Origin of the sequence: Agrobacterium sp. P15N1-A (assembly GCF_044626815.1) — a bacterium.
GTDB lineage: Bacteria > Pseudomonadota > Alphaproteobacteria > Rhizobiales > Rhizobiaceae > Agrobacterium > Agrobacterium leguminum.
In genome coordinates, this window is sequence record NZ_JBIUPF010000009.1 from 108,099 (window position 1) to 121,727 (window position 13,629).

A 13,629-nucleotide genomic window follows, 5' to 3' on the forward strand; every position below is an offset into this window, starting at 1 on the left:
TTAGCTTTTACCCGACACCCAGAAACACCAAGGAGCTCCCATGGCTGCGGAATTCATCAGCGTCAGCTTTCCCAACGCGTCCAATGATCTGAACCCCATCCCGGATGCTCCGGTCGATCCGCTCTTCCTGGAACGTTATGCGCGTGCGCTGGACGATTACGGGTTCAACTACACGCTCATTCCCTATTCCTCTTCCTCGTTCGATCCCTTCACACTGGGCGCAACGGTGCTTGCGCATACGAAGAACATCAAGATCATCGTCGCGCTCCGGCCCAACACCGTTTATCCGACGGTTGCCGCCAAATCCCTCGCCACGCTCGACCAGTTGAGCGGTGGCCGCGTCGTCGTCCACTTCATCGCGGGCGGCAGCGACGAAGAGCAGGCTCGTGAGGGAGATTTCCTCAACAAGGAAGAGCGTTACGAACGCCAGGAAGAATATATCCGTATTCTCCGCCTTGCCTGGAGTTCGACCGAGCCATTCGATTTCGATGGAAAATATTACCAGTTCAAGCAGTTCCGCAGCGCCGTACGTCCCACCAACGGCCTGATCCCGATTTCGCTCGGCGGTTCGTCGGATGCCGCCTATCGTATCGGCGGCTCGCTGTGCGATATTTTCGGCCTCTGGGGCGAACCGCTGGCTGAAACCAAGCAGCAGATCGACCGTATCTATGCCGAGGCCGCAAAAGCCGGCCGGACCGATCGCCCGCGCATCTGGGTTACCTTCCGACCGATCGTGGCTGAAACGGATGAGCTGGCCTGGGATAAGGCGCACAGGGTTCTCGACCGTCTGAACGAGAACCGTCAGAAGGGTCTTTCCCGCGCGCCGGTCAACGCAACACCACCCGCCAATATCGGCTCCCAGCGCCTGCTCGATATCGCCAAACGCGGCGATGTCCATGACCGCGCACTGTGGTATCCGACGGTCACCGCGACCAATGCAAGCGGCGCAACAACCGCTCTGGTCGGATCGCCGCGCACCATCGCCGACTCCATTCTCGACTATATCGATCTCGGCGCCGATCTGATTTCGATCCGTGGATACGACAATTATAACGATGCCGTCGACTACGGGCGATACATCCTGCCCCTCGTCCGCGAGGGCATTCGTGAACGCGAAGAGGCATAGAAGAAGGCAGCCGCCTGATCACGGCGGTCCGGCCACGCCGTCGGACCCATCCACCTCTTCTTCCCGGGATCATCCACGCCCGCAACGGATGATCCCGCCCGCCGACCTTCAGAAAGCCGTTACCGCATGTCCTACGATCCCACCGCACTTGACGCCGCCGTGCGCGCCGTTTCCGAAGCCGCACCGGATGCGGATCAAACCGGTCAGTTTCCCTGGACCGGTATTCGCGCTGTTCATCAGGCTGGACTTCTCGAAAGCACCGTGGCCACGCGTTACGGCGGCCCGGGAGGAACCTTGAGCACCGCGGCCCATATTCTGGCGGCGCTGGGACGCGGCGATCCCTCTGTGGCGCTCATCAGCGCGATGACGATCTTCACTCATCTGGGACAGGCCGCGAAGGACCATTGGCCCGACGGGCTTTACAGGGACCTTCTTTCCAGGGCCAAACACCAGCCACTGCTGCTGAACGCCGCCCGTGTGGAACCCGAGCTCGGCTCGCCGGCCCGTGGCGGATTGCCGGCCACGCGTGCGCACCGGACGGCGAATGGCTGGTCGATCACGGGGCCGCAAGCGCTTCGTGACGGGCGCACACGGCCTCACGCACTTCCTCGTCTGGGCGCACACCGATGAGGCTCAGGCTCGCGTCGGCACCTTCGTCGTGCCCAACGGCCTGCCCGGCATCAAGATCATAGAAAACTGGAAAAGCCTCGGCATGCGGGCGACCGGTTCGCACGACGTCGAATATACCGAGGTTGAAATCCCGGCAGAAAATGTGCTGGAACTCGTTGATCCCTCCGTTGCCCAGCAGGATAATCGCGGCCACGCGGCGATGACGCTTGCCCTGACCGCAATTTATCTGGGTGCGGCTGAGGCCGCTCAGGAAGCGTTCATTCACTTCGCCCATGAACGCGTGCCCGCCAATCTGGGCCACCCCATTGCGCGGACAGAACGTTTTGTCACGCTTTCGGGCGAGATCGACCTCTTGGTCTCCGGCGCCCGGCAGATCATCTTTGGCGCGCTCGCAAACCATATCGGCGACGCCGAACACCTGATAAGGGCCCGGCTTCTCGCCGGCAGGCAAATCCGCGAAGCCGTCCAGATAGCCGTTCGCGGCATCGGCAATCCCGGCCTCAACGCCGATCTTGGCCTTGAGCGGCATTTCCGCGATATCCAGTCGGTTCTCGTCCATGCTCCCCAGGAGGACACCTCGGTCGCCATTCTCGGACGCGCCGCCTTTGACCGCTGGAAAACGAGCGAGAATGACCGGTCGGCACCCAACCTGTCGATCCTGAAGACGGCTTGAAACGCGGTGACAAACCGCCTTTCATTCAAATCACGACGTCCAGCATATCGTTGCTTTTAGCCTCCATTGCGAATGGCGGGTTGAGATGCCGTCCGGCAAAGGGTATCAGGTGCCACTCCCAGGCGGAGCTTCCGCAAGCAACAAGGCGCATCCTGACATGATCCCGGACTTCCTCGTCACCCATTCCGGTGGCTTCCATGCCGACGAACTGCTGTCGAGCGTCGTGCTGACCCGGCTTTTCCCGCAGGCACGCCTGATCCGCAGCAGGGCGCCCGAATGGATCGCACCCGGCGCGGACCGCATCGTCTATGACGTCGGCGGTGTTTATGACGCGGCGACGGGCGCCTTCGATCACCACCAGCGCGGCGCACCGTTGCGGGAGGACGATCAGCCCTATAGTTCGTTCGGCTTGATCTGGAAGCATTTCGGCCGCGATTATCTCGCCGCCTTCGGCGTTCCTGAAGACCATATCGAAACCATTCACGCCTCTTTCGATGCGAGCTTCGTGCTGCCGGTCGATCTGGTCGACAATGGCGCGCTCAGCCCATCCACCGCGGGGGCACTCGCCGGACTGACCCTGCCCGTGTTGCTGGAAACTCTGAAACCTGTTTTCGACGAGACAGATCCCGAAGCGGACAATCGCAGTTTCCACGCTGCGCTGGCGATCGCCCGCAGCTTCGTGGAGGCAAAGATCGCCAACAGCGCCGCGAAATTGCGGGCTGAAGCGCTCGTAAGCCGGGCTATCGTGGATGCCGGCGAGGGACATATTCTGGAACTGCCGATGGGAATGCCGTTTCGGCCCGCCATCAAGAAGGCGGGTGCCGACCATCTGCTGTTCGTCGTTCATCCACGCAACAACGACTGGTGCCTGACCGGCATCCGCCGCGCGGATGAAGGCTTTGAACTGCGGGCTGATCTGCCGGCGGCCTGGGCCGGCCTGACGGACACAGATCTGGAAGCGGTTTGCGGCGTCGAAGGCGCGAGCTTCTGCCACAACGGCCGATTTGTCGCAGCGGCCAGAACCCGCGATGCCGCACTCGCCATGGCGGAGCTGGCGGTAAAAGAGGCGACCGCAGCCAAATAGTGACATGGCAGCCGACCGTGCGGGTGGCCTGCATCTTGCGGTTTAAACGGATTTGAACCGACGGCCGGTGTTCCGATAGGCTTCGCCCGGTGATTTTCTGGCAGGTGCAATCACGCATTTGGGCCGGCAGCGGGAGGCGAAATTAAGCCCCGATGCGGGTTTTGATCTCGCCCATACCCAGTTCTCGGTACGTCTCAGGAAATTCGCCGGCGCGCGCTCTTGAGCGTCAGGCCGCCGTGGTTATCCTGCCCGAATTATGGCGGTCACACACGTATTGAGGAGTACGCGGCCGCTTTCGGGGAGGATATCATGAAGTTTCTGTTGGCCGTTTCGCGCGCCATCGATGCCGCCAATTCAGCCATTGGCAAAGGCATTTCCTGGCTGCTTCTCGCGGCTATTTTCATCAGCGCCATCAACGCCGCCATGCGCAAGGCGTTTTCGATGAGCTCCAACGCCTGGCTTGAATCGCAGTGGTATTTGTTTTCCGCCGTGTTTCTGATCGCCGCCGCCTACACGCTTCTTAACAACGAGCATGTGAAGGTCGATCTGGTCTACGGAAATCTTCCGCGCAAAGGGCAGCTGTGGGTCGATATTCTCGGGACCATCTTCTTTCTCATGCCCTTCTGCCTCATCACGGTCTATCTTTCCTGGCCGGTGTTTCTGCAGAAGCTCGCTTCCGGTGAGGTTTCAAACAACACGGGCGGCCTCATTCAATGGCCCGTCTGGGCGCTGATACCGATTGGCTTCAGCCTCCTCGCCATTCAGGGCGTTTCGGAACTCATCAAGCGTGTCGCGATCCTGCGCGGCGATATCCCCGATCCGGTTGCCGAGGCTGACGCCGCGGCGGCAATGCTCTGATCGAAGGAAAAAACAATAATGGCATTCATTGCGGAAAATCTCGCGCCCATCATGTTTGCGGCGCTCATCATCGTGCTGTTGCTCGGTTATCCCGTGGCCTTCGCCCTGGCCTTTGTCGGCTTTTTCTTCGGCTTCATCGGGATCGAACTCGGCCTGCTGCCAGCCACGCTGTTCCAGGCCATTCCCGATCGCATATTCGGCCAGATGTCGAACGAAACGCTGCTGGCGATACCGTTCTTCACCTTCATGGGGCTCATTCTTGAAAAGAGCGGCATGGCGGAGGATTTGCTGGACACGATCGGCCAGCTGTTTGGACCGGTTCGTGGCGGCATCGCGTTTGCCGTCATCTTCGTCGGGGCAATTCTGGCCGCCACCACCGGCGTCGTCGCCGCCTCGGTTATCTCGATGGGCCTCATCTCGCTTCCCATCATGTTGCGCTATGGTTATGACCGCAAGGTCGCCGCCGGCACGATCGCGGCTTCCGGCACGCTGGCGCAGATCATCCCGCCCAGCCTCGTGTTGATCGTGCTGGCCGACCAGCTCGGCCGTTCGGTGGGCGACATGTACAAGGGCGCGCTCGTTCCGGGTCTCATGCTCGTGGCGGCCTATGCGCTTTATATCATCGTGACCTCGATCATCAGCCCCACGAAAGTCCCAGCCCTGCCGCTGGAGGCGCGGACCCTGCGCGGCACCAAGCTGCTGCTCAAGGTCATCACCTCGCTGGTGCCGCCGCTCGTATTGATATTCCTCGTGCTCGGCACGATCTTCCTCGGGATCGCCACTCCCACGGAAGGCGGGGCCATGGGTGCCGTCGGGGCGCTCGCCCTTGCGCTTGCCAACCGCAAGCTCAATTTCGGCCTGATCCAGCAGTCGCTGCACGCCACGGCAAAGCTGTCGTCCTTCGTGCTGCTCATCCTGCTCGGCGCGCGCGTCTTTTCCCTGACCTTCTATGGCGTGAACGGCCACGTCTGGGTCGAGCATCTGATGACATCGATCCCGGGCGGCGAGATCGGCTTCCTGATCGTCGCCAACCTGCTGGTCTTTTTCCTGGCCTTCTTCCTCGATTATTTCGAGCTGGCCTTCATCATCATCCCGCTGCTGGCGCCGGTCGCCGATGCGCTTGGCATCGACCTGATCTGGTTTGGCGTGATGCTGGCGGTCAACATGCAGACGTCGTTCATGCACCCGCCCTTCGGTTTCTCGCTGTTCTTCCTGCGGTCCGTCGCACCGACGCGCGCCTATAAGGACCGGATCACGGGACAGACCATCCAGCCGGTCACCTCGTCCCAGATATATCTGGGCGCCATCCCCTATCTGTTCATTCAGCTGACGATGGTCGTCATCATCATCGCCTTCCCCGGCATCGTGATGCACTACAAGTCAGGCGCCAAGGTGGCGGATCCTTCGTCCGTCCATATCAACGTTCCCATGCCGAGTGCGGGAACGGACGCCGATCCCTTCGCCAATCCTTTCTCGGCACCCGGCAACAGCGCACCGAGCTTCGGAAAGCCGGCCACCCCATAACAATCGGCCGGGCGCAAAAGCGCCCGCCGCAACAAAAATCGCTGACGTTCAATAGGAGGAGGTAATCTATGAAGGTCAACCCAGGTCGCAGACAACTCTTGTCGGGCGGCGTACTTGCAGGGGCTGCTGCGGCTGCTTCGGCACTTGCGACACCCGCCATAGCCCAGCCTTTGCCAACCGTTCGCTGGCGTCTCACGTCCGGCTTCCCGAACAATCTGGACACGATCTATGGCGGCGCCGTCGTCATGGCCAATGCATTGAAGGCCATTACGGGCGGCAAGTTCGAAATCCAGGTCTTCCAGGCGGGTGAAATCGTTCCCGGCGCGCAGGCCATCGACGCCGTAAAAGCCAATACCGTCGAGATTTCCCATACCTGCGGCTATTATTTCACCGGGAAAGATCCGACATTCGCCATCGGTTCGACCATCCCCTTCGGCCTGAACGCCCGCCAGCAGAACGCTTGGCTCTATCATGGCGGCGGCAACGAGGCTTACAACGAATTCCTTTCCGACTACGGCGTCATCGGCATTCCCGGTGGAGCGACGGGCGCCCAGATGGGCGGCTGGTATCGCAAGGAGATCAAGAGCCTCGAGGATATCAAGGGCCTCAAGATGCGTATTGCCGGCGTCGCCGGACAGGTGCTCGCCAAGCTTGGCGCGGTGCCGCAGCAGCTTCCGGGTGGCGACATCTATCCGGCGCTGGAGCGGGGCACCATTGATGCCGCGGAATGGGTCGGTCCCTATGACGACGAAAAGCTCGGCTTCTACCAGATCGCGCCTTATTACTATTATCCCGCGTTCTGGGAAGGTGGGCTGACGATCCACTTCTTCGTCAACAAGGACCAATATGCAGCACTGCCTGATGAATACAAGGCAGCGCTCGACACCGCCTGCAAGGCCGCCAACATCAACATGCAGGCGCTGTACGACGTCAAGAACAAGGATGCGATCCGCTCGCTGGTTTCCAAGGGCACGCAGCTTCGCCCGCTGCCCCGCGATGTGCTCGACGCCGCCTACAAGGCGACCTTCGAGCTTTATGACGAGTACACGCAGAAGCATCCCGCATGGGCCAAGATCTATCCGGGCTGGAAGAAGTTCCGCGACGAGAGCTTCGAATGGTTCCGCGTCGCCGAATATACCTATGACAGCTACGGCTATGCCATGCAGACGGCCGGCAAATAAGCCGACATAGACTTTACCGAGGCCCCTGGATGGCGACATTCCGGGGCCTCAAGCCCTTAGCGGCTATTCTTTGATAAGCCCGTTATCGATCGCATAGCGGATGAGACCGGCGGTCGTCGCTATATCCAGTTTCCTCTTGATATTCTTGCGGTGGGTTTCCATCGTGCGCTCGGCGATGTCGAGCGCCAGGGCAGCATCGCGATTGCTCTTTCCGCGCGCGATCAGCAGCAGAACCTCCTGCTCGCGTGTCGTCAGCGCCTTCAGCCTGCCGGAAGACCCCTCCATCAGCACATCGCGAACGCCAGAGGAAAAATAGGTGCCGCCGGCAGCCACGGTTTCGATTGCGGCGACTATTTCTTCGGTCGCCACATCCTTCAGAATGTAACCCGCCGCGCCATACATGACCGAGGTCGATATATATTCCCGGCTGTCATGCATCGACAGCATCAACACCCGGGCGGAAAGCTGCTTTTCCTTGAACAGCTCCAGGGCATCGATGCCATTGATCTGCGGCATGTTGATATCCATCAGCACCACATCGGGCCGCGTGGCGACAGCCGCGTCGATACCGGCCATGGCGGACACCGCGGTTCCAACGACTGCGAGATGCTCGTAAGTCTCGAGGACGGCCCTCAACCCATCCAGAACCAGAGGATGGTTGTCGATCAACAACACACGGATCGGATGAACGGTCACTCGGCGGCCTCCTGTAAGCCGCTATTGCGATCCTTCATGGCGGTGATGGGCAACACCGCCCGCAGAACGGTTCCCCTGGCGGAGCTTTCGACATCCAGCCTGCCCCCGAAATGCGTCATGCGTTCCTGCATGTTTCTCAAACCGAGCCCCTTGCTTGCCGGCATCCCGTTCTCTGTCCGAACGGCCGGAAAGCCGCGGCCATTGTCGCTGACATCCATCTGGACCCGTTCATCGCGACTGGAGAACCGGATGGCGACCTGCGTCGCGCCGGCATGGCGCTCGATATTGGTCAGCGCTTCCTGTGCGACACGGTAAAGCGCAACGCGTGCCTCCGGGACAAGCATATGCTTGAAGGCCACGGATTCAAGCGTCGCCGCAATTCCCGTGCGTTCGGAAAAACTCGAGATGAGGGATTCCAGAGCCGCCGTCAGCCCCAGATCGTCGAGGACGCGCGGGCGAAGATCATGCGAGATGCGGCGGACTTCCTTGATCGCTTCGTTCAGCGCAATGGCGCCTTTGCCGATTGCCTCGACAGCGCCGACATTATCCGGCGTGACCTTGCGCCGCGCGAGATCGATCGCAAAACGCACGCCGACGAGATTTTGGGAAATGCCGTCATGCAACTCCCGGGCAATGCGCAGACGCTCCTCCTCCTGGGTATCGATGATCCTTTGCATCAACTCCTTGAGCCGACCATCCGCCAGCCGCTGCTGGCGCAGATTGAGCAGCATGCAGGTGGCAAACACCAGCAATACGGCGGGAACCGCAAACAGGGCGACGATCAGGAAGTTCCAGGTGATTGAATGCCGCAACTCCTCCTTCGCCGCCGCCGTCGTCGCAAAAACGTCGTCGAGGTAAACGCCGGTACCGATCATCCAGCGCCATTTGTCGAGGCCGGCCGCAAAGGAAAGCTTGTCGGCCATTTTTTTTGTGGAAGGTTTTTCCCACTTGTACTGGACCAGCCCTCCCCCCTTTTTCGCCTCAACGATCAGATCGTAAATCACCCGGTTGCCATCGGGATCGTGGAGATCCAGCCAGTTGTTCCCCGGCCGGAAATTCTGTCGCGGATGGACCACGTTCAGCCCGTCATAGTCATAGACGAAGAAATAGCCGTCAGTGCCGTAGTCGAGACCGGTCAGGATGCGCTTGACCTCTTCCTTCGCGGCCTCGTCATCAGGCCCTGCCCTGTCATAGACCGAGCGGATCGCCGAAAGGGCAAGATTGGTGAGGTTGAGGAGTTCAGCCTCCTTTGCAGCGAGCATGTTGCGTTCGAACGCATCGATGCTCGTGCGCGCCAGCGTCATGGACTGCCACGTGATCAGCGCTGTAATGACGATAATCGCAAGAACGAGAGGCCCGATGGCCAATGCGAGAATCTGGCTCCTGAGTTTCATGCGCCCCCCCCCCCGACACATTCATCTTGCACACTTCACTTCACAACACTTAATGCCGCAAATCGGCGACGTTGGAAAGCGAGCCGCGCGATGCGACTGTGAGTGACCCTATCCAGGCTTGTAACCTGAGGGCGGCTTTCAATCATTTCTGTGGCGCGTGGGGTAAGCGGCGTCCCCGTTTTCGTCAGGCGTGATCCAGGGCAAGGGTCAGGTCGGCGACAAGATCGTCGGGATGTTCGATGCCGATTGACAGCCGGATCGTGGAATCCAGCACACCGATGCGCTGGCGGACATCGGCAGGAACTCCCGAATGCGTCATCGTTGCGGGGTGAGAGGCAAGAGACTCCGTGCCGCCGAGGCTTACCGCGAGTTTGAATATGTTGAGCGCATTGAGAAATTTAAAAGAGGCTGCCTGCCCGCCGACGATATCAAACGAGAAGGTCGATCCCGCGCCGGAGCATTGAGCAGCGAATACCCTGCCAACCGCGGACGCCGGATCGCTGAACGGCAGGTAATGGATTTTCTCGACCTTGGGATGCGCATTCAGGAATTCCGCCACGACCCTGGCGTTGCTGTCCGCCCGCTCCATCCGAATCTGCAGCGTCTCAAGGGAACGTCCGAGCATCCAGCACGAATGCGGATCGAGCTGCGTGCCGATTGCTCCACGCAACGCCTTCACCTGTTTCATGACATCCTTCCGACCGAGCGCTGCCCCGGCAATGAGGTCGGAATGCCCGCCAACATATTTCGTCAGCGAATAGAGCGAGATGTCCGCACCGTATTCGATGGGCCGCTGGAACACCGGGTCGAGAAGCGTATTATCGCAGGCGATGATCGGCCTGTGCCCCTGCCTTTCGCCGATCACGTTGGCGACCCGGCTCATCATCGCGATATCGACAATGCTGTTTGTCGGATTGGCGGGGGTCTCGATGAGGATGACGGAGACCCTGCCTTTCGCCATTGCCTCCTCTGCGGCAGCCATCACCGAGGTCTCGCTGACACCATCGGCGAACCCCACTGCCGAGACGCCAAAATTATGGAAGGTCTTGGCCAGCAGCGTCTCCGTGCCGCCATACAGCGGCTGGGAATGGAGCACGGTGTCGCCGGGCCGGACGAAGGCGAAAAGTGTCGTCGAAATGGCGGACATGCCCGAGGAGAACAGCGCACAGCTCTCGGTGCGCTCATAAACGGCAAGACGATCCTCGACGATTTCGCTGTTCGGATGGTTGAAGCGCGAATAGACGAGGCCCGCGCCCCTGCCCTCGGGCGGCTCCTTGCGGCCGGAGACATAGTCGAAGAAGTCGCGCCCGTCTTCCGCCGATTTGAAAACGAAGGTCGATGTCAGGAACACGGGAGGCTTTACGGCGCCCTCCGACAATTCCGGATCATAACCGTAATTGAGCATCTGGGTTTCAGGATGGAGAGCGTGGTTGCCGATATGGGTTTTGGACGGATGCGGCGCGGTCATTTCCGATGATCCCTCAGCTGGCGTTGAACTACCTGCAGGTTACACGCAGTGAAACCAAAATACCTTGCATTCTGAAGCGTCAAGTTGTCTCATGAAGCAATATATTGCGGAGAACGGTCATTTATGTCGCAAAAAATTGCGGACCCGATCGACAGGCGGATACTCAAGGAATTGTCTGCCGACGCGCGGATCACGAACAACGAACTTGCCGAGCGGGTCGGACTGTCGGCATCGGCGTGCCTGCGGCGGCTTCGACGCCTGGAGGAGATGGGCGCCATCAAAGGGTACTCCGCGATCATCAATCCGGCAATCGAGGGATGGACCATGACCGCCCTTGCGTCCGTCCGCCTCAGCCGCCAGCACGATGACGAAATCCGGATGTTCGAGGCGGCCGTGCTTGACTGGGACGAGGTTCTCGAATGTCATCTGGTCACGGGGCCGAGGGACTATATGCTCAAGGTCATGTGCGGTGGGCTGGAGGATTACGAGCGTTTCATCAAGGACAAGATCGCAAAGCTGAAATGCGTCGAGACCATCGAGACCAGCTTCGTCATGAACACGATCAAGGCGCGGCGCATCTGAGCGTCACGGCCACGGCGGCAATCCGCTTTCTCATCCGGCTCCCGCAACGCTCGGCATTGCAGGGTTCTAGAGGTGCCTGGGCGGCGCATGCATGTTCCGGCCCGCCGCCCATCGGCGCTAATCGTTCCCGATTGCTTCAAGCCAGATGCTGACGGCGACCGCTCCCGCATCGGGATGTCCTATAGCCCGCTCGCCAAGATAGCTTGCGCGCCCGAGCCGCGGCTTCATCGACGTCGTCGCCTCGGCGCCTGCGATGCCTGCCGCCGCGGCGGATCGCCAGGCCACGTCGGCCGAAGCTCCGGCTGCGAGCTTGTCCCGGAACGTTTCCGCGGCCGGATGAAGCGCATCTATCATCGTACGGTCCCCCGGTTTCGCGCCGCCGAGTTCCGAGACGGCGAGAACGGCAGCCACGAACGCTTCCGCCATCTGTTGGGCCGTCGGCTTTTCGATCCCGGCAAGATGGCGCGAAGCGCGCATCAGGCCCGTGGCGTAAAAGGGGCCCGAGCTTCCGCCGATTGCCTTCCGCATCGCATTTGCCATCGCCATCAAACCACCGGACACATCTGCGAAGCTCTCCCCGGGCAGCGCCAATATTGCTTCGGCGCCTCGCACCATGCTTGTTCCAAGGTCACCGTCGCCCGTGACACTGTCCAGCTGCGTCAGTATGGGCTCTGCGGCGATCAGGGCTCGGGCGATCCGCTCCGCCGCGGAACGCAGTCGTTCACCGGCGGCTGTTATCCTGATTTCCGCAGTCACGCTCTTCTTAACACCTGCCGAAGGCAAGACGCGGTTGCGGTTCACCGCACCGCCGCGCGGCCATGCGCCGGCATCGGTTGGCGCATCGATGAGGTTGACCATTGCGTCGTCCACATGCATGACCGACAGGGAAAAGCCGGGCATGTCGAGGGCGGAGAGGAAGGTACCGGCCCATGCCCGTTCGACCATGACGCCCTTTGCTTCCAGGCGCGCGACGGCGGATCGCGCCACGACCGCAAGTTCCATTGGCGGCGTCGATCCCAGTCCGTTGACCAGAAGCGCAACCCGGTCCCCGCTCTTCAGCCTGCCATCGGCTTCGATCGTCTCGAGGACCAGCTTCACGAGCTCGTCCGCCGATGCGATGGACATCCTCCGGACACCCTGCTCGCCATGGATGCCGAGCCCGACTTCGATTTCAGCGTCGCCAAGAACGAAGCCCGGCCTGCCGACGGCAGGGAGCGTGCAGGACCCCAGCGATATTCCCATGGAGGCCAATTTTCCGGCAGCTTCCCGGGCGATGCGGGCCACCTCTTGAAGGGGAAGTCCCTGCTCCGCGGCCGCGCCGGCGAGCTTATGCACAAGCACTGTGCCCGCAATACCCCGGCGGCGATCGTCGGGAACTGTGTCCTTCAACGCAACGTCATCGGCGACGACCACGATCTCGACCGGAATGCCCTCAGCCCGCGCCAGTTCGGCCGCCAATCCGAAATTCAGCCGATCGCCCGTGTAGTTCTTGACGATAACCAGAGCGCCGGCAGGTCCGGCCGCAGCCCTGATGCCCGCAAGAACCGCATCGGTGCTCGGCGAGGTGAAGACATCGCCTGCCACCGCAACGGTGAGCATGCCCGCGCCGACATAACCCGCATGGGCCGGCTCATGGCCGCTGCCCCCGCCCGACAGGACCGCCACCCTGCGCTTTTCCGGGTCCAGAAGGCCAGACCGGATAACGACATTCTCATCCGCAAGCAGGACGGTTGCAGGGCTGAGGGCCACCACGCCTTCGAGCATGTCCCGCACAACGGTAGCTGGATCGTTGATGAGTTTCTTCATGCCTTGCTCCTCGATGCAGTTCGTCGACCGGCGGGAACGCGCACGTGCCCTGTTGACCGTGAACAAGCACGATCTCCCGGCCAATTTCAAGTTCCAGCTATTCGAACTCGCGGCATCGATTGAGGGCGCGCGAGGGAAACACAGGTGCATATCCGCCATTGCCTCTCGCGGCGGAGGCGCTATCATGACGACGCTGTAGGACGGTAAGCTTTGGGAGGAGCGATACGTGAGACGGATGTGGCCAGACGAATTTGCGTTTCTGCTGGACGGTGCAGAAGAGGTTGACCTACATATTCCATCGGCGGCGCATGACGATGGTTCGCCCGGAAAAACAATATCCAGAAAGGCCTTGAAAGCCCGGATCAGCCAGCAGGATTTTGAAAAAATCTGGCATCTCGCAGAGGCCCGCTACCGGCTGAACGGCAGGTTCTCTGACAAAGCGATTACGCTGATCACCAACAACCCCCATTACCAGAAATGGCACCCCTCCGACGGCGGCAGCATCGAAAGCGTCTCCGATAGCGGTCAGAAATACACGACGCGCTATGTGAACGTGCACTTTCTTCTGGATGATGTCAGCGGAGCTGTCGAAGCCTGAAGTTCGGGT

Annotated in this window: 11 protein-coding genes and 1 pseudogene; 8 read left to right on the forward strand and 4 right to left on the reverse strand. The window is 60.7% G+C overall.

Annotated elements, in window-relative coordinates:
• Positions 1-40 precede the first annotated feature (40 nt).
• The 6 genes and pseudogenes from ACIK7D_RS24935 to ACIK7D_RS24960 all read left to right on the forward strand — a co-directional run bounded on the left by ACIK7D_RS24935 (position 41) and on the right by ACIK7D_RS24960 (position 7,076).
• On the forward strand, positions 41-1,126 hold the full coding sequence (locus ACIK7D_RS24935; RefSeq protein ID WP_400157773.1) for an LLM class flavin-dependent oxidoreductase: 1,086 nt from the start codon (positions 41-43) through the stop codon (positions 1,124-1,126).
• 126 nt (positions 1,127-1,252) lie between these two features.
• Positions 1,253-2,429: pseudogene (locus tag ACIK7D_RS24940) on the forward strand (acyl-CoA dehydrogenase family protein).
• Between the two features lie 157 nt (positions 2,430-2,586).
• Positions 2,587-3,513 (forward strand): MYG1 family protein, encoded by a 927-nt coding sequence (locus ACIK7D_RS24945; RefSeq protein WP_400157774.1) that lies wholly within the window; start codon positions 2,587-2,589, stop codon positions 3,511-3,513.
• 309 nt (positions 3,514-3,822) lie between these two features.
• The gene (locus tag ACIK7D_RS24950; RefSeq protein ID WP_080820225.1) at positions 3,823-4,371 is read left to right on the forward strand and encodes a TRAP transporter small permease subunit; all 549 of its coding nucleotides are present in this window, start codon (positions 3,823-3,825) and stop codon (positions 4,369-4,371) included.
• Between the two features lie 15 nt (positions 4,372-4,386).
• A complete protein-coding gene (locus tag ACIK7D_RS24955) occupies positions 4,387-5,895 on the forward strand; it encodes a TRAP transporter large permease subunit (RefSeq protein ID WP_181424064.1) in 1,509 nt (502 codons plus the stop codon).
• A 68-nt stretch (positions 5,896-5,963) separates the two neighbouring features.
• The gene (locus ACIK7D_RS24960) at positions 5,964-7,076 is read left to right on the forward strand and encodes a TRAP transporter substrate-binding protein (protein ID WP_400157775.1); all 1,113 of its coding nucleotides are present in this window, start codon (positions 5,964-5,966) and stop codon (positions 7,074-7,076) included.
• A 63-nt stretch (positions 7,077-7,139) separates the two neighbouring features.
• On the opposite strand, the gene ACIK7D_RS24965 is transcribed toward ACIK7D_RS24960, so the two are convergent.
• The 3 genes from ACIK7D_RS24965 to ACIK7D_RS24975 form a co-directional block, all read right to left on the reverse strand.
• Positions 7,140-7,772 (reverse strand): response regulator transcription factor, encoded by a 633-nt coding sequence (locus tag ACIK7D_RS24965; RefSeq protein ID WP_059761235.1) that lies wholly within the window; start codon positions 7,770-7,772, stop codon positions 7,140-7,142.
• Positions 7,769-9,166, reverse strand: coding sequence for a cache domain-containing protein (locus tag ACIK7D_RS24970; protein WP_020809086.1), 1,398 nt, complete (start codon positions 9,164-9,166; stop codon positions 7,769-7,771). The genes ACIK7D_RS24965 and ACIK7D_RS24970 overlap by 4 nt, the downstream gene beginning before the upstream one ends.
• 184 nt (positions 9,167-9,350) lie before the next feature.
• Positions 9,351-10,634, reverse strand: a complete 1,284-nt coding sequence (locus tag ACIK7D_RS24975; RefSeq protein ID WP_400157776.1) for a cystathionine gamma-synthase family protein — start codon at positions 10,632-10,634, stop codon at positions 9,351-9,353.
• Positions 10,635-10,757: 123 nt separating this feature from the next.
• Between ACIK7D_RS24975 and ACIK7D_RS24980 the strand changes: the two genes are divergently transcribed.
• Positions 10,758-11,216, forward strand: coding sequence for an Lrp/AsnC family transcriptional regulator (locus ACIK7D_RS24980; RefSeq protein ID WP_003521846.1), 459 nt, complete (start codon positions 10,758-10,760; stop codon positions 11,214-11,216).
• Positions 11,217-11,333: 117 nt separating this feature from the next.
• Here the strand turns inward: ACIK7D_RS24980 and ACIK7D_RS24985 are convergent, their stop codons facing one another.
• Positions 11,334-13,022 (reverse strand): dihydroxyacetone kinase family protein, encoded by a 1,689-nt coding sequence (locus ACIK7D_RS24985; protein WP_400157777.1) that lies wholly within the window; start codon positions 13,020-13,022, stop codon positions 11,334-11,336.
• Between the two features lie 235 nt (positions 13,023-13,257).
• Between ACIK7D_RS24985 and ACIK7D_RS24990 the strand changes: the two genes are divergently transcribed.
• The gene (locus ACIK7D_RS24990; RefSeq protein ID WP_400157815.1) at positions 13,258-13,620 is read left to right on the forward strand and encodes a hypothetical protein; all 363 of its coding nucleotides are present in this window, start codon (positions 13,258-13,260) and stop codon (positions 13,618-13,620) included.
• Positions 13,621-13,629 lie beyond the last annotated feature (9 nt).